The following is a 16253-nucleotide window of genomic DNA, read 5'->3' as shown; positions in this document are numbered from 1 at the left end:
GTAAGGGTTTAGCATTGTTAAACCCCTACATTTATTCACGACCGACGAGCAGTATTGAACTTAACTGCAAATCGCTATAATTTTCAAGCTATACCCAAAAATTTTCTATACTGATCTATTTGTTTTTGCATTCCCTCTAGTAGTTTGACAAAATCTAGATTATTCTCATCCTGATTGCTATTCACATTGATGCTACCCAGAATCTTCTCATAGTTTTGAAATTGCGACCATAATTCTGGATTTGTTGATATGTTATTACCTTCGGCTGATATCAGATATTTTGTGGTTTCTGTAATTGCCTGACCAATTACAGGGCTAAAATCAGAATTATTCCAACTAGCGATCTTTTCTGGTGTTAGATATTTTGCGGATTCTGTAATTGCCTGACTCGCTAGAGAACTAAAATTGGAATTATTAAAACTAGCGATCTTTTCTGGTGTTAGATATCTTGTAGTTTCTGTAATTGCCTGACCGATTAAAGAACCAAAATTGGAACTATTAAAACTAGAGCTTGTAGTTTGTGTGTTATTTCCTGCTGTTTCTGCAATCACCTGACTCGCTAAAGAACCAAAATTAGAACTATTAAAACTAGAGTTTGTAGTTTGTGTGTTATTTCCTGCTGTTTCTGCAATCACCTGACTCGCTAAAGAACCAAAATTAGAACTATTAAAACTAGAGTTTGTAGTTTGTGTGTTATTTCCTGCTGTTTCTGCAATCACCTGACTCGCTAGAGAACCAAAATTGGAACTATTAAAACTAGAGCTTGTCGTTTGTGTACTATTTCCTGCTGTTTCTGTGACAATCTGACGTACTTGGGCATCAGTCAGGTTGGGGTTAGCACTAAGCATCAGGGCAACAATACCAGCAACGTGGGGAGCAGCCATAGATGTGCCGCTATAAGTTGCATACTGATTATTCGGAACTGATGAATAAATCTTGACTCCTGGAGCTGTGACATAAGCTATTTGATTTGTTCCAGAGCGGTTAGAGAAGTCGGCCAAATTATTATTCTTATCTACTGCTCCAACGGCAATTCCCGACTTGGATGCATAGCGGGCGGGATAGTCTGGTGATGAGTCACCATCATTACCTGCTGCCATGACGACAATCACTCCTTTACTGCTGGCATAGTCAATAGCTGACTCTAGAGTGCGATTAGAAGATCCGCCTCCTAAACTCAAGTTAATCACATTAGCTCCATTATCTACAGCGTAGCGAATACCTTTAGATATGGAACTATAGGAACCAGAGCCAGAACTATCTAAAGCTTTGACAGGCATAATTTTGGCATCGTAGGCAATACCAGTGACACCGTAGTTATTATTTTCTCCTGCGATCGTGCCGGAAACATGAGTACCATGACCGTTGTCATCTAAAATGTTGTTGTTTTGATCGGCAAAGTTCCAGCCGTAAGTATCATCAACATAGCCATTGCCATCATCATCTATACCATTACCCGCAATTTCCTTGGTATTCGTCCAGATATTATTTTTTAAATCCTCGTGGTTATAGTCAACTCCAGTATCTACAACAGCGACAACAACGCCTTTACCTGTATATCCCTGTGCCCAAACTTCCGGTGCTTTAACCAGGTCTGCTCCCCAATTATTGCCACCAAGATTGGGAACATCAGCAAAGGTATTCTGACCAATAGTTCTAGCCACTGCTGCTGCTCCATTAATCAAGCCATAGCCATTAGTGGAGTTATAATTTTGAGTGCTAAAAGCATTATTAGTAGCGTTATTGCTATTTCCAGATTCATCGTTATTTAGCAACTGCACATCAGCATCGGCTAATTTATAGCTACTACGTCTGCTGAAAGTGAGGCTGTATTCATCTTTCGTATTAAAGCTATCTAATGAAGAGATTGAAGTGGCATTTAGCTGTTTTTTTGACAATATATTGTTATTAACATCATCAATGTGCATAAATTTTTTCTCAAAGATAGCAATCTTTTTTTGACAGATTGAAGCGTTAAAACCTTTGAAAAAAAGGTTTTAATGTGTGAAGAAACTCTATTGTCAAAAATTACTATGGAATTTAATAATAAATTGCTAATTTTACTACCAAAAAACATTCTAAAAATAGTGGTTTTTCTTAAGAGTCAATTGATCAAGTCAATTTTAAACTTTTACTAGTTAACTAGTCGAAATTGGTGCAATATAAAAATTGCATTATATTTCTAAAATTAGAGTTTCCAGAGATTTTTAATGCACTACCTTAACTGTGTCACGCCAGTAGGGTGCGTTACACTCCGTTAACGCAGATATTTTTATACCTTAAAAAGAATTGTTTCTAGTTCCCTTCCCAGCGATCCAAGACTAATACCATTTCACGAAATACTTTATACAAATGATTTGTGTCTAACTCTTTCTCCCTGCTCCTCTGCTCAAGAGCTCCCCTGCTGACTATTTGTATCAACCTTAAAGTGAAATGGTATAAGACGACAAATACCTGATTTAAAAGCGCACCATTCTCATCACACCTGTAATACGAGTGTTGGATTTAGAATTAATCATCTAATGTGTCTTGCGTGTGTGTATCCATCTTGTGCTTTTTAGTATTTTTTTGGCGCTTATCTTCTTTCCATCTCCCTGTTTTGCGTGCTGCTTCTGTCAGGAGATACTCAATTTGAGCATTGACGCTCCTTAATTCGTCAGAAGACCATTTTTCCAGCACTTCGTATAACTCAAGGTCTAAACGCAGTAAAAACCGTTTTTTCTGGCTCATGTCTTAGGCGTAAAGGCTGCCAGTGTTAATCACTGGTTGGATGTTCTGTTCTGAGGTTAGGACAACCAGCAGATTGTTAATCATAGCGGCTTTACGTTCATCATCCAAGTCAATCATTTGTTGTTCACTGATCCGTTTTAGTGCTTCATCAACCATTCCTACTGCACTATCAACAATTTGCCGTCGTGCATCAATCATTGCTTTGGCTTGTTGACGACGCAACATCATTTGAGCAATTTCTGGAGCATACGCAAGATGAGAAAGTCTCGCTTCTAACACTTCAACTCCCGCGACTTCCAGTCTCGCTTGCAATTCTTTTTGGAGGAAAAGCGCGATTTCATCGGGTACTGCACGCAACGAAGGAATTGACTGTTCATCAGGCGCGTCATAAGGATAGCGGATTGCTAAGGCGCGTATTGCTGTCTCACTCTGGATAGCAACAAATTGCTCGTAGTCATCAACCGCAAATCTAGACTTGGCTGATTCTACTACTTGCCACACTACCACGGCTGCAATCTCAATCGGGCTACCTTGAGCATCGTTTACTTTCAATATTTTGCTGTTAAAGTTGCGAACCCGTAAAGATACCTGGCGTTTATTGGTCAAAGGGTTAGTCCACCAAAACCCTGGTTCCTTGACACTACCAACGTAACTCCCTAAAAAGACTAGTACTATTGCTTGATTTGGCTCAACTGTAAACAAACCCGACAGTGAAGGAATTACTACTACGATAAGTGTTGCCCCTAACCATGCACCTATTTCTGTTAAATCGCCAAAATCTTCTACCTTAAGACTTCTGCCTAATACTTCTATCAATCCCTGTATTGTTGTCCAAATATGCCAACTGCCAAAAATTGCTAAAGCTAGGATTATGCTCAAAGCTATGAAGCCATTGACTTTAAATGCAGGAAATTCTTTGATTTGCTGCTTCATTATCTATTTTTTGTTATCAAAATGATATCATTATAATAACAAAAAAGGAGCAAATTCCCAAGTATAGCCGTTTCCAAACCAAACAGCAAAACGCTCTCTGGGATTGAGAGCGCTTTTAGTTGAATTATTGAGGTTAAATAGGGGTTGGCTGCTTATCCAAGAAGTGTTTTAAAAGCTGAACTACCAAAGGTGGTGTTAAATCTAGACTTGGCATCACTAGATATTTGCTTGCTGCCGTTGATATAGTGACCAGTACAAACCTTTTTGTTGCAACAATTGTGAGTGAGTACCACGTTCGGCAATTACGCCTTGCTCTAATACCAAAATCAAGTCAGCACGTTTGAGAGGGGCAAAGCGATGAGCAATCAGAAACACGGTACGGTTGGCGGAAATTTTTTGCAGGTTTTGCAGTACTTGTTGTTCAGTTTCACTATCCAAGGCGCTAGTAGCTTCATCCAAAACTAAAATCGGCGCTTGGGAAAGAAATAGCCTTGCGAGGGCAATACGTTGTCTCTGTCCACCAGATAAAGCTGTACCGCGTTCGCCAACATTGGTTTCGTAACCGTAGGGTAATTGACTGATGAAGTCGTGGGCTACCGCTAATCTTGCCGCTTCTACTACTTGCTCTGCGGTAATGTCGGGACTACCGAGAGTGATATTTTCCAAAATAGAACCGTTAAATAAAAAGTCTTCTTGGAGAACTACACTAACTTGTTGCCGCAGTGAGGCTAAATCGGCACTTTTTATATCAAAACCATCAATCAGGATGCGTCCTGATTCAATTTGATAGAGGCGTTGCAATAGTTTAGACAGGGTACTTTTCCCAGAACCGCTACGTCCGACAATGCCAACAAATTGCCCTGGTTCGGCACTGAAAGAGATTCCCCGCAGAATTGCTTCAAAGTTGGGCCGGTAGCGAAAAAATACTTGCTCGAAGGTGACTTGTCCTTTAAGCGGTGGTAAAACTAAGCCAGTTCCTAATTCAGCTTCTGGGGAGACGTTGAGAATATCACCAATGCGATCTACAGAGAGTAGCACTTGTTGAAGGTTTTGCCACAACTGTACTAAGCGCAAAAGCGGGCCTGTGACTCTACCAGACAACATTTGAAATGCAACAAGCTGTCCAATTGTGAGTTTTTGTTCGATGACTAACTTGGCACCAAACCAGAGAATCAACATCGTGGACAAATTGGTAAGGAAGTCACCAATGTTGCTGCTGATATTGGAGGTGGTAGAAGCTTTAAAACCTGTGCGAATGAAGCGGGCAAATAAGCCTTCCCAGCGATCGCGGGCTACTGGTTCAGCTGCATGGGCTTTAACGGAGTGAATTCCGGTGATTGTCTCTACTAGAAACGATTGACTATCGGCACTCCGGTTAAAAGTTTCGTTCAGCCAGTTACGCAGAATTGGTGTTGCAACTATTGTTAATGTGGCAAACAACGGCAGTACTGCTAGGGCGACAAAGGTAAGTGGGATATTATAGTAAAACATCAATGCCAGGTACACCACAGCAAAGATGCTATCTAGAATCACAGTTAATGCTGTACCTGTGAGAAACTGACGAATTTGTTCGAGTTCCTGGACTCGTGCTACTGTGTCTCCGACGCGCCGCGACTCAAAATAAGCTAATGGCAGACGCATCAGATGGCGAAATAGCTGTGCTGATAAACTCAAATCCAGACGACGAGCTGTATGGGTAAAGATAAATAGGCGCAGAATGCCCAGTACGGACTCAAATATGGCTACGCATAAAAGTGCGATCGCCATCACATCAAGAGTTGGCAAACTTCCCTGCACCATCACTTTATCAATGACGACTTGGGTAATTAGCGGTGTTGTTAACCCCAAAAGCTGCAAGGTAAAAGATGCTAACAATACTTCTGTGAGCAATCCTTTATACTTCCAAACTGCTGGCGTAAACCAACTCAGGTTAAATTTTTCTTGTTGGGATATGAGTTCTACTTGCCACAATTGTCCATCCCAAGATACCTCAACTATCGACTGCGGCAAGGTTTCACAAATCCGTTCGGGATTTAAAGGATTAGCGATAATTAAGCGATCGCCTTTAACTCCATAAGCTACCACCCAGGATGGACTCTGGGGTGAGTCAGAATTCCATAGTAGTAAAGCTGGAAATGACAACTGTCGCAACTCACTCCAACTCACTTGTAACCGCCGCAATACTAACCCTAACTTTTCTGCTGCTTCCACAACCTGTTTTGGGCGTTGTCCTCTGAGTTGACGCTGCACCCATTCCAATTGCACAGAATTTTCTAACTGTTGCGCCACCATTGTTAAACAGGCAGCAGCGGTATTCCAACTGGCAACAAACGGATAAATTGAAGTGATTAGATTAGCGGCTGGGAGTCCTCTTTGGGGTTGGAGGCTGTGGGGGCTGGAAGTCCCGTCCGAGGCTGATGTTACTGAAGGAGTGGCAGAGAAGGAAAATGTCTCCCTTTGTCCCTCCATCTCTACTGGTAACGCTTGCCAAAATTCCTGAATTTGTGGGTGAGAAAATTCTGCCCACAGTGCAGTATCCCAATAAACTACTATCACTTCTTTACTAGCAGCTACAGCTTTAAAATCCGCAGACAGCTTTTGGAAGTCACCAAACCAATCCCCTGCATCTAGGGCGGCTATTGGTTTGCCAATTCCTTCTTGAGACAGCCCATTGGGCGGCTTTGCCGACTTGTTGCGACTGTCGTCTCGCAAGCGAACCTTCCCAGCCACAATTAAAAATTGATAGCCACCGAGATCGTTTGACCAGATTTTTTCTCCAAGACGATACTGGCGGGTTTGGCACTCATTTTCCAATCGGAATTGTTGTTCGGGAGTCAGCCAGCATAGCGGTGGCTGATTCCAAGGCAAAGAAGCTAGCACTTTTAATCGTAAAGATTCATTATCCAGAATTTTTAACTCACTTGTAACTTGACTGTCAGTTTTTGAATTTTCTCTGCTAGCCATTTTTCAAACAACTCATTTTGTAGTGCTTGCTGTAGTTGAGTATCTTCTAAAGACGCTGGTAGAAATTGTTCTACTCGAAACAAACCATAAGGCCCTTCTCCTTGGGGAGAGTCTTGGCCAACGACTTCTATTGGGCCTATCAATTCTCCAGGACTAGCCACATCAATAGCTGCCCGTAATATATCCGGCATACTACCTCGGCTGACGATTCCCATCATGCCATTCACAATTCGATCATCTGAAAGTGAATACTCTTTAGCTAGTTGCTCAAAACTACCTCCTTCTTCAATTTGGGTTTGGAGTTCGTCTGCTAATTCTCGATTATCAACAACAATCCGGGAAAGTACCACCCGATCCAAGAAAATCTTGCGCTCAATAAAATATTCTGGGAGTTTTGCTTGGGTGACTACAGCTTTCAGCTTTTCTAACTTGTAACCAAAAGTGACCGATGTGTGAAAGGTAGTGTAATCCGTGTTATTTGTCTTTAACCATTCTTGAAAACTTTGTGGGTCAGTAAGTTGATTTTTCAGCCTAAAGTCAATAATTGACTGTTCAGTTATTGCGGTGCCAATTTCAATATCATTTCGTGTTCGGATTTCTTCCTCAATTACGTACTGGCGGAGAATATCCCCAATGAACTGTCCCAATTTTCCAGAGGCTTGCAGGTACTTTACTGCTTGCTCAATAGAAATTATTTGGTCATTAATTGTCAAAAATGATAAAGATTCCATGAACTAATTATGTGAAAATGGTTAAACACTTATAGGACTTTTTTATTAAATCATATAGAAATAATCTGGTTATTGATGGATAAAAATGATAAAGATTCCATGAAATAATTACATCTAAATAGTCAAAAAATTATATAGCTAGTAAATAAAATAATTTGCCACGATCACTTTTACAGTCTTACAGGGAGAAAACAGGATTGAAAATATCATTGTTAGCACAATAGTAAGGCAATTAGTTATTTTCTACCAATGCCCCATCTAAACAGAGTAATTGTTTCTTTCCAGTCTACTTAATGAAAGTTATCCATGTCCAGGCAAATAGCACAGATGCGATCGCACCGATTAATGTATTAAAAATATTTACTACTTCATTGGTCAGCCAGGTATACTTAGATTGCAGTGTTGCACCAATCACACTTTCTAAGTTGGTGGCAATAAATGCTGCCAGCACACACCAAGCTACTCCCAATAGATCGATTAAGCCAACTCCCCAACCCACAAATGCGATCGCTACAGAAGCCACAATCCCAGCTAAAGTTCCTTCCAAGCTTACCGCTCCTTCTGTGCCGCGAGGTACTGGTTGGAGTGTGGTAATCAAAAAGGTGCTTTTACCATAAGCTTTACCGACTTCACTAGCAGTGGTATCAGCCAGCTTTGTACTGAAACTCGCTACATAAGCTAGCAATAATAGGGACTGGGAATTGGGGATTAGGGACTGGGGAGTAGGTACGAGGAATCCCGAATTTATTATTCCTACTCCCAAGGCACACAGCGCCCCAGTTAAAGCCGAACCCCAGACATTTTCTGGGCCTCTTGCCCCAGAACGCTTTTCGGCAATTCCTTCTGCCTGCTTCTGCGCCATACCGATGCGGGTAACGCCAGAACCAACCAAAAAATAGAACATTACTACTGCATATCCTTGCCAGCCTAGAGTTACCCAAATTAAGATGGCCAAAAACCAGGCATGGAATAATCCAGCAGGGGTAAGTAGCTTTTTCGGAGCAATCCAAGCTAAACCCAATAAAATCGTGTTTAATACTACTGCTACTAACCAGGGATTTACAGAATCAAATGAGAATGACATCAGCAATTAATCATGAGTAATTTTGTCTGAATATCAACAGAATAACCAATTTGTGATGCTTAGTACATAATTTCGTAAGTTCATAGCGAATCCCTTTGCGTACCTCTGCGTTTCCCTCAGCGTTCCTTTGCGTTTAAATAGGTAAACTTTTCTCCATAACCGCAGAGTACAGTAGCTGAAGCATTACTCAGTCACCAATCTTAGTCATCAGAATAGAGAATATAAGTTAATGTCAATAAAAACTGTGTTCAAGTTAACCACAATCAAAACTTAATAGCATAAATTGTAGATAGCATTAACTACTAGTTTTTTTCATCTAAGCTATGAGCCAAACTTTATTCCATCTAGCTTTCCCTGTAACTGATATTGCCCAAACAAAAGCATATTATGTAGATGGTTTGGGCTGTATTCCTGGTCGTGAAAACCACCATGCCCTAATTCTCAATCTCTACGGTCATCAATTAGTGGCTCATGTCACAAAAGAACCTTTGACACCGCAACAAACTATCTATCCCAGACACTTTGGGCTAATTTTTACCCAAGAACGTGACTGGCAAGACTTACTCAAAAGGGTACAACAACAACAGCTACTTTTTCGTGAAGAAACCAAAAATCGCTTTGTCGGTTCTACTCTTGAGCATCGTACTTTCTTTTTAGAAGATCCTTTTTATAACATTATGGAGTTCAAGTATTATCGTCACCCAGAGGCAATTTTTGGGAGTTACGAACATACGCAAATTGGAGATAGGACTTAAGAAATTCGTAATTCGTAATTAAAGATGAATAAATCAAGCGTAGCAAGCATTCTAGCTACTGACTGGATTTTTTATTCAGCAAGGGTAGCTGAATAGGCTTTGCTAAAGCTGCTGTGACTACCGCTAAACTCCTGGAGTCTGTCAGCATCCAAGGGTGTAGAGAAACTGGTACTATTACTTGGCTTCCTACGGGCATTTGTGAACTATTTGCTGGGACAATCATTAAATCATAAGGTGTCCAGATAGACGTAAAATCTAGCTGCCCCAACATTACAGCATCAGAATTTAAATCCTTGAGAAAAATGCTGTCGGGGCGCATTTGTAGGCAACCAGGACGCCGGGAACCATAAGCAACCACAGTTCCATAATGGGGCGAAGAGATGGTAATAAATCGCTGCACGCGGTTAATTCCTCCCAATCGCTGAACATAGTAACGGCTGACAATTCCTCCCATGCTGAAGCCTACTAAATCTAGGCGTTGTTCTGGTGCAAAGGTCGCTGTCACATAATCGGCTATTTGTTTTGCCAATTCATCAAGACCTACATCACCATTATTAGGTACGAGATCCAGGGAATATACAGACCAACCCTGTAGTCTTAATTGAACCGCCATTTTCTGGAAAACTGCCCTCGTATCGTCAATGCCATGTATTAACAAAACGGGATTGCGTTGTTGATTTTCAATGTTCATTTACAAAATCTGGCTGAATTAAGGGGTGTATTTCACTTTTGTCGGTACATACTGCTCTACAAACTGAAGCTATTGCTTTTCGCATTCTTTAAAAGATATTCTTGCAAGCAAAACTGAAATGCTTTCAAAAATAGTTTGTATAAAATTTAACGAATTAATCTTGCTATCTGCCATTCGGCTATGACACTCTTTCCATTGGTTGAGAGTAAACTGCTTGTTTAACTCCAATTGGGTATTTACCAAACAAAGAAATGTTAATTATTGTAAAGCTTGCTTTCAGAATCTTGCTCTTAGCTACAGTAAAATTTAATAATTAGTTCTCGGTGTGTGCAGGTTGCAAATGCTTGCAATAGAACATTTGCCCTGTGGTTTTACTACAATGTTAATTAAGCACAAGGCTATAAGGGTTGTCACCAGAACGGGGTGATGCCAACTAGATAATGTAACATTTTGTCGTAATTTTTAACAATTACGGTCGAGTTCAAAATATAAAAGGTAAAAGGCAGGAGTAATTGTAATGGATTTTATCAAAAAGTTAATTTCGGGTGTTCAGGGTTTCCTTGGCGGTATTTTGGGTTTCATTACCGGATTGTTACCAGGGAAGAAGAAAAGCAACGGCTACTTCTTAGAATTGGACGAAGCAAAAGATGCTGCCAAAGATGCTGCTAAAGAGGTAGCATCGAACGCGAAGAAAGTGGCAGAGACAGTTACATCGACAGTTACATCGAATGCTAAGAAAGTAGCAGAGACAATTACATCAGAAGCACCAACTTCATCATCAGAAGCACCAACTTCATCCAAGCCAGATTCGTTGAACGGAACAAAAACCGCGCCTGCTAAGGCTAAAGCTAAGGCTAAGGAAAAATCAGCTAAAAATCCCAAACCAGCTGACGTTCAACTAGTCCAGACTGCTGAAGGTCTTAAAGTTGAACCGGGCAAACAAGCAAAAGCCGCAGCAGCCAAAGTACTTAAAGAGCAGCCAACTGAAACAACCTTTGCACCAAAATATCTTGCTCCTTCGACTAATAGTACTAATGGTCGTCGTCGCCCAGGAGCGAATATGAGTGCTTATTTAGACATGGCACGTCAGATTAAAACACCTAAATAATTCATAGAGACCGTAAATTTATAGTCTCTATAGATTAAGCGTGAAGATGCAAGGTTAAGATAACTTTGCCAGTTGTAGATGGGGGAACTCTCCAAAGTTAGGAGCGATCGCTTAATTTTCTCCACTACAACTGGATTTTTTAGAATCGAGGCTTTTTCATCCAAAACTACCTGTCCTACCCGACTTTTGTTGACAGTGAACTCAAAGACGATTTCACCACTGAAACCGGAAGGAAAGTTTAGTTGTTGAAGGTGTTGGGCTACTGGAGATTGTAGCGATCGCTTTTTTTGAAGAAAATCTGGAGCTTCTGCTGAGGCTGGCGCTGATTTCTTCAAATATAAAAAAAATTACGAATTAAACCGCGTCCACCTTGAAAACTGTAGTTCTTTCTGTATGAAAAGAAAAAACCCTCATCCCCCAGCCCCTTCTCCCAATATTGGGAGAAGAGGAGCCGGAAAGAAGTCCTTCTCCCTACTTGGGAGAGGGATTTAGGGTGAGGGCAAAAACTACGGTTCTCAACGTAGATGAGGTTTATTTAACAAACACCAGTCCACTATATAAATGAAAAGCTGAATCCCAATTAGTCTGTTCTCGACGAAACAGATCGATGTGAGACTTGATATGACTTAGCATTTCTGTTTGATCTAATGTTGTATCTGCAAAAAACGTGAAATCTGACCAGATTTTAACTTGAGGAAGTTGCTGGTCAATCCAACTCGATAAACTATTCCAATTAATTCTGATTGTATTTTGGCTAGCTTGGGGAATGATTTTTAAAGCTTGCTGAAATTCATAGCCGTGATCATAAAATCGGAGAATACAACGTCTACCAGGTATGTGTAAATCACAAAACTGAGCATAGTCTTGTGTTTGAGTTTTCCATTCCAGTTTACGGCGGACATCAACATCTACAACTTGTTCAAAAATGGGCAACAGTCCTATTACTCTTGTTGTGATTTCTGACCAGTCAAAAGTGAGAGAACCAAGTTGATTTAGCTCGTTTCGGCAAATAACAGTAGCTTGTGGGGTAGATGCTTGGAAATATTTGACTTGATAAACTTGAATTTGCTGAATTTGCGTTATTGTTGCCCAAAAGCAAGGAATACCAGCCTGCTGTAGCTGTTTGCCATAAAATTTTAGTTCTCCTACTTGACCAGTGCGGTACAACCTCCAGCCACGACTTGGCAGTATTAATCGTGCAGTATAGGGGTCTAGCTGCATAATCTGGGCAAATTTTCGAGACGCTTCTGTTTTTATCTCCTTACTGAGTGGCTCTAAGACTAGTACGCCAAGTTCAATGTCACTTGCTTGGGTCGTTGCTTGAGAAATAGCTCTTTGTCTTTCTTCTAGCTCAATTTCTTGTAGCCGTCGTAAACCTTGGCGTGTGAGCGTTACTATTTTGGCATTCCTTGTATCTCGCAGCAGTTGCCGATAAATTTTTTCTGCATCTTGGTGCTTTTCAGTTACTTCATGTAACCGACCGAGATAATATTGTACCCAAGAATTTTCAGGTGATTCTTTTTGCAGCTGTTTGAGTAATTTAGCTGCTGTTTGATAGTCTTTATGCTCAAAAGCGATCGCAACTTGCTCAATCATCACTTACTTTAAATACACGTTGGAGTGATGTCTCGCGCAAAATATCTTTTGCGTGAGCTATAAATCATTTATACTTCACAAGCTGCGGTAATCAAGGATAATGCTACTACTGGGGCTGTAACTGCTCTCAGGATGCGGCGACCAAGGGAAACGGGTTGAAATCCAGCTGACTTGGCATTCTCAATTTCTTGTGTTGTCCATCCGCCTTCTGGTCCAGTGGCAATGACAATTGTTTCTTGTCCTTTGTCATTTGTCATTTGTCCTTTGTGGTGTAAGCAATCTTTTAAATGAGGAAAGTCACCACGCGCGACACAAATATATTGTTGGCTATTCGCCAATGACAAATGACTAATTACTAATGACAAACCCGTATTAAAAGCAACAGGTTCTAAAATTGTTGGCACGAATGAGCGCTCTGATTGTTCAGCGGCTTCGGCTGCGATGCGCCGCCAGCGTTCAAGTTTTTGAGGACTGGGATGAAGCAAAGTGCGATCGCTCAATACTGGTGTAATACAAGCTACTCCCAACTCTGTACAACACCGCACCACTTCATCAAATCCATTGCCTTTGGGCAACGCCACCATTAGCGTAATCGATACAGGTAATTCAGTTTCTACTAAAAGTGGTTCTAAAACCTGTGCTTGTTCCTCTGCTAACTGGGCTAACCACCATTTTCCCTTACCATCCATTGCAATAAAGCGATCGCCTTCACGCAAGCGCAACACACGCCCTAAATAATGTTGCTGTTCTTTTGTAAGTAAAATTTGCCCTTGTTGAAATTGGGAGGGTGCGATCGCAATTCTTTGCAGTTGAGACATTTTTCTTAATAAATTATTGCCCTGCTATAGATATCTGCTGTTTAACCCAGGTACGGAAAGCACGAGTTGCTGATACTTGTCCAACTTTCTTGCTTTCTTGGATAAATCGGGGAATCTCTGTCACCAGCACAGACGCAAAAGTTGGACTGCGATCGCTTTGGGAGTATTGTCCAGTATTAAGAACGTAGATTCTCAAGACATTTCCGTTATACCGCCAGAATTCTGGAACTCCCATTGAAGCATAAAGAGCCAACTTGTCTATCTTGGGTCTGGAATATTCTACTTCCAGTACTAGGTCTGGTGGTGGGTCTGTATTCAGGTCAATATTTTCTTTGTTGCGGACTAATAATTCGTTTTGGATATAGTAACTACTGTCCGGCTCCCCTCCTTGCTCCAAATCATCCCGTGTCATAGTCAACGAGCCAGCGCTTTTAACTTCTAAACCAAATTCTTCACACAGCACAAGAACAAAACCTTCAATGAGACGGTTTGAATTTTCATGTGGCATCAACGGCGTCATAATTTCTACTATTCCGTTGTCATAAGCTAGCCTTTTATTTCGCTCAGATCCCATATCTGCCAGCATCGCTTTGAATGTCTGCCAGCTAATGTTTTGCAGCACATCCCTAGTTTCTGCGAATTTTACTGTCGTTACCATAGTTCAGTTTTCCTGTGGATGTGTTACCTAACTGTATTAGGACTTATGCCAGAAAGACACAGATGGATTTATCTGTGCCTCTCTTTGATTTCATTATCTTCAATTTTTCGGCTTACGAAAGATTCTGGAAGTAAGCCTCTAGCGCTTCACTCACCAACTGAGTCATCGGCTTACCTTGACTTTCTGCTACTTCCTTCAACTTAGTATAAATCTCTGCTTTCAAATTTACCCGATGGCGCGATTTGTTTGCACCATTGGCTGATTGGGGTTCATAAGTGGCAGCAAATTCGCGGATGGCATCAAAACCAATGCGATCGCAAAAATCACCGAAGCTTTCCTTCGATTTCCGAGATTTCTTAAAGTAAACAAAAATCGGCTCTAAAAAACTCTCTAAATCATTATGGTGCAGCTTTTCTGTGTAAGGTTGTGCCAATCGAGTCTGATTTGGCGAACCCCCTAACCATAATTGGTAAGATTCTGGAGCGCTACCGACAAAGCCCAATTCTGCTAAGTAGGGACGAGCGCAACCGTTGGGACATCCTGTCATCCTTACCACAAAATGTTCTTTTTGTAAACCTAATTTATCTAACAGAGCGCGAATCCGTTCCAAAATACCCGGTATTGCGCGTTCTGATTCCGTGATTGCCAAGCCGCAAGTGGGCAAAGCCGGACAAGCCATTGCATACCGCTCTAAAGGTTCAATTTTATCAGGATCAGAAACGACACCGTGACTATTGAGAATTTCTTGAATGACTTCTTTGCTATCTGGTTCGATATCGTAAAAAATCAGGTTGTGGTTGGGTGTCAGACGGATGGGTAAGTTGAACTGCTTGACAATTTCCCGTAAGGCGGTTTTCAGTTGAAACGAACCTTCATCCTTGATTCGACCATTGTCAATGGAAATTCCTAAGAATAGCTTGCCATCACCTTGTTCATTCCAGCCGAGGAAGTCGTAATATTTGAAATCTGGCAGTGGTTTGAAGGCTTCAACTGGTTTACCGAAATATTCTTCAACTTGGGCGCGGAATTTATCTACGCCCCAATCGTTGATTAAATATTTTAATCTGGCATGACGACGATCGGTGCGATCGCCATAATCTCTCTGGGTAGCAACAATCGCTTTCACGATGTCGTAAACGTCATCCTTCGCCACATAACCGATGGGGTCTGCTAACCTAGCGAAAGTTTCTTCTTTACCGTGGGTTCTACCTAAACCACCACCAGCAAAAATATTAAATCCTTCTAATTGCTTCTTCTTATTGGTAATTACTACCAACGTCAGGTCTTGAGAATACAAATCAATCGAATTATCCCCTGGCACTGTCACACAAATTTTAAACTTGCGGGGCATATAGTACGTGCCATAAATCGGTTCTTCGTTCTCATGGATAATTGTCCCATTTCCATTGCGTTGTCGCGCCGCCTTCACCTCTGGGTCTTCTTCAGCACTAATTGCTTTTTCCCCATCTAACCAAATTTCGTAATAAGCGCCTGTTTGCGCTGTCAGCAAGTCAGCAATATTCTGGGCATACTCCCAAGCATACTGATACTCTGGGCGATTCTTAAAGGGGGCTGGTGGTGCCATCACGTTGCGGTTAATGTCGCCGCAAGCTCCCAAAGTTGAACCCAGATTGTTGACAATTGTGGCGATCGCTGCTTTAAGATTCTTCTTTAAAATACCGTGCAGTTGGAAACCTTGACGGGTAGTTGCTCGTAACGTATGGTTGCCATACTCATCAGCTATTTTATCTAAAGCCAGATACAGTTGCGGCGGTACTAAACCACCCGGATTTTTTGTCCGCAGCATAAACTGGTAATCTTTTTCCTGTCCCTTGGTGCGGTTGTCGCGGTTATCCTGTTGGTAAGAACCGTGATACTTCAAAAGCTGCACCGCATTTTCAGTAAAATGGGTAGTGTCTTGAAGGATTTCAGTTGCTACAGGTTCACGCAAAAAATTACTATTTTCCTTGATTCCTTCTACTTTGGAAGGCTTACGGCTAGCGATGGGGGAAGGAGCAGATTTAACCATTAGACTTGTATAGGATTCTCAATAAAGCATTAGTAGACGCTGAAGCAGCACCCTTCGGCTACTTTATCCCCGGTAATCCGGCCGGAATAATGAGGAATATTTTAATTTTACCACGGCAAAAGCCGGCTTTGTCAGTGATGTAATACTTAGCAAAAC

At 41.3% G+C, this 16253-nt stretch carries 14 protein-coding genes; 2 read left to right on the top strand and 12 right to left on the bottom strand.

The annotated features are described in order from the left end of the window. Nucleotides 1–83: 83 nt before the first annotated feature. The 6 genes from RMY63_RS05365 to RMY63_RS05340 all read right to left on the bottom strand — a co-directional run bounded on the left by RMY63_RS05365 (nucleotide 84) and on the right by RMY63_RS05340 (nucleotide 8442). A complete protein-coding gene (locus RMY63_RS05365) occupies nucleotides 84–1928 on the bottom strand; it encodes a S8 family peptidase (protein WP_322727707.1) in 1845 nt (614 codons plus the stop codon). A 583-nt stretch (nucleotides 1929–2511) separates the two neighbouring features. Then, nucleotides 2512–2730 carry a hypothetical protein gene (locus tag RMY63_RS05360; protein WP_322727706.1) on the bottom strand — a complete coding sequence of 73 codons (219 nt, stop codon included), beginning with the start codon at nucleotides 2728–2730 and terminating at the stop codon, nucleotides 2512–2514. A gap of 3 nt (nucleotides 2731–2733) precedes the next feature. Then, nucleotides 2734–3663 carry an SPFH domain-containing protein gene (locus RMY63_RS05355; RefSeq protein ID WP_322727705.1) on the bottom strand — a complete coding sequence of 310 codons (930 nt, stop codon included), beginning with the start codon at nucleotides 3661–3663 and terminating at the stop codon, nucleotides 2734–2736. Nucleotides 3664–3879: 216 nt separating this feature from the next. Next, a complete protein-coding gene (locus tag RMY63_RS05350; protein ID WP_322727704.1) occupies nucleotides 3880–6627 on the bottom strand; it encodes a peptidase domain-containing ABC transporter in 2748 nt (915 codons plus the stop codon). Then, on the bottom strand, nucleotides 6576–7358 hold the full coding sequence (locus tag RMY63_RS05345) for a peptidylprolyl isomerase (RefSeq protein WP_322727703.1): 783 nt from the start codon (nucleotides 7356–7358) through the stop codon (nucleotides 6576–6578). Before RMY63_RS05345 ends, RMY63_RS05350 begins: the two co-directional genes overlap by 52 nt. A gap of 286 nt (nucleotides 7359–7644) precedes the next feature. Next, the gene (locus tag RMY63_RS05340) at nucleotides 7645–8442 is read right to left on the bottom strand and encodes a TIGR00297 family protein (RefSeq protein ID WP_322727702.1); all 798 of its coding nucleotides are present in this window, start codon (nucleotides 8440–8442) and stop codon (nucleotides 7645–7647) included. 323 nt (nucleotides 8443–8765) lie between these two features. Here RMY63_RS05340 and RMY63_RS05335 point away from each other — a divergent pair, with 323 nt between their 5' ends. After that, nucleotides 8766–9197 carry a VOC family protein gene (locus tag RMY63_RS05335; protein WP_322727701.1) on the top strand — a complete coding sequence of 144 codons (432 nt, stop codon included), beginning with the start codon at nucleotides 8766–8768 and terminating at the stop codon, nucleotides 9195–9197. Nucleotides 9198–9252: 55 nt separating this feature from the next. Here RMY63_RS05335 and RMY63_RS05330 read toward each other — a convergent pair whose 3' ends face one another. Next, the gene (locus tag RMY63_RS05330; protein ID WP_322727700.1) at nucleotides 9253–9888 is read right to left on the bottom strand and encodes a triacylglycerol lipase; all 636 of its coding nucleotides are present in this window, start codon (nucleotides 9886–9888) and stop codon (nucleotides 9253–9255) included. 517 nt (nucleotides 9889–10405) lie between these two features. Here RMY63_RS05330 and RMY63_RS05325 point away from each other — a divergent pair. Then, nucleotides 10406–10996, top strand: a complete 591-nt coding sequence (locus tag RMY63_RS05325; protein ID WP_322727699.1) for a hypothetical protein — start codon at nucleotides 10406–10408, stop codon at nucleotides 10994–10996. Here the strand turns inward: RMY63_RS05325 and RMY63_RS05320 are convergent. From RMY63_RS05320 to sir, 5 genes are all read right to left on the bottom strand, one after another. After that, nucleotides 10975–11331: an after-VIT domain-containing protein gene (locus RMY63_RS05320; protein WP_322727698.1), complete on the bottom strand. Its 357-nt coding sequence runs from the start codon at nucleotides 11329–11331 to the stop codon at nucleotides 10975–10977. The two genes, RMY63_RS05325 and RMY63_RS05320, sit on opposite strands and share 22 nt — an antisense overlap. A gap of 196 nt (nucleotides 11332–11527) precedes the next feature. Next, nucleotides 11528–12592: a tetratricopeptide repeat protein gene (locus RMY63_RS05315; protein ID WP_322727697.1), complete on the bottom strand. Its 1065-nt coding sequence runs from the start codon at nucleotides 12590–12592 to the stop codon at nucleotides 11528–11530. A 68-nt stretch (nucleotides 12593–12660) separates the two neighbouring features. After that, nucleotides 12661–13410: a 16S rRNA (uracil(1498)-N(3))-methyltransferase gene (locus RMY63_RS05310; protein WP_322727696.1), complete on the bottom strand. Its 750-nt coding sequence runs from the start codon at nucleotides 13408–13410 to the stop codon at nucleotides 12661–12663. 13 nt (nucleotides 13411–13423) lie between these two features. Then, complete coding sequence (locus RMY63_RS05305) at nucleotides 13424–14068, bottom strand: Uma2 family endonuclease (protein WP_322727695.1); 645 nt, start codon at nucleotides 14066–14068, stop codon at nucleotides 13424–13426. A 112-nt stretch (nucleotides 14069–14180) separates the two neighbouring features. Then, nucleotides 14181–16097 carry a sulfite reductase, ferredoxin dependent gene (sir, locus tag RMY63_RS05300; protein WP_322727694.1) on the bottom strand — a complete coding sequence of 639 codons (1917 nt, stop codon included), beginning with the start codon at nucleotides 16095–16097 and terminating at the stop codon, nucleotides 14181–14183. Between the last annotated feature and the right edge of the window lie 156 nt (nucleotides 16098–16253).

It is taken from the genome of Nostoc sp. ChiQUE01b (genome assembly GCF_034531255.1).
GTDB lineage: Bacteria > Cyanobacteriota > Cyanobacteriia > Cyanobacteriales > Nostocaceae > Nostoc.
This window is presented reverse-complemented; position numbering and strand designations above follow the sequence as displayed.

What these genes read in the sequence shown, in the direction of transcription:
- RMY63_RS05365 (WP_322727707.1), bottom strand. Translation starts at nt 1,928, where the DNA reads ATGCACATTGATGATGTTAATAACAATATATTGTCAAAAAAACAGCTA.
- RMY63_RS05360 (WP_322727706.1), bottom strand. Translation starts at nt 2,730, where the DNA reads ATGAGCCAGAAAAAACGGTTTTTACTGCGTTTAGACCTTGAGTTATAC.
- RMY63_RS05355 (WP_322727705.1), bottom strand. Translation starts at nt 3,663, where the DNA reads ATGAAGCAGCAAATCAAAGAATTTCCTGCATTTAAAGTCAATGGCTTC.
- RMY63_RS05350 (WP_322727704.1), bottom strand. Translation starts at nt 6,627, where the DNA reads ATGGCTAGCAGAGAAAATTCAAAAACTGACAGTCAAGTTACAAGTGAG.
- RMY63_RS05345 (WP_322727703.1), bottom strand. Translation starts at nt 7,358, where the DNA reads ATGGAATCTTTATCATTTTTGACAATTAATGACCAAATAATTTCTATT.
- RMY63_RS05340 (WP_322727702.1), bottom strand. Translation starts at nt 8,442, where the DNA reads ATGTCATTCTCATTTGATTCTGTAAATCCCTGGTTAGTAGCAGTAGTA.
- RMY63_RS05335 (WP_322727701.1), top strand. Translation starts at nt 8,766, where the DNA reads ATGAGCCAAACTTTATTCCATCTAGCTTTCCCTGTAACTGATATTGCC.
- RMY63_RS05330 (WP_322727700.1), bottom strand. Translation starts at nt 9,888, where the DNA reads ATGAACATTGAAAATCAACAACGCAATCCCGTTTTGTTAATACATGGC.
- RMY63_RS05325 (WP_322727699.1), top strand. Translation starts at nt 10,406, where the DNA reads ATGGATTTTATCAAAAAGTTAATTTCGGGTGTTCAGGGTTTCCTTGGC.
- RMY63_RS05315 (WP_322727697.1), bottom strand. Translation starts at nt 12,592, where the DNA reads ATGATTGAGCAAGTTGCGATCGCTTTTGAGCATAAAGACTATCAAACA.
- RMY63_RS05310 (WP_322727696.1), bottom strand. Translation starts at nt 13,410, where the DNA reads ATGTCTCAACTGCAAAGAATTGCGATCGCACCCTCCCAATTTCAACAA.
- RMY63_RS05305 (WP_322727695.1), bottom strand. Translation starts at nt 14,068, where the DNA reads ATGGTAACGACAGTAAAATTCGCAGAAACTAGGGATGTGCTGCAAAAC.
- sir (WP_322727694.1), bottom strand. Translation starts at nt 16,097, where the DNA reads ATGGTTAAATCTGCTCCTTCCCCCATCGCTAGCCGTAAGCCTTCCAAA.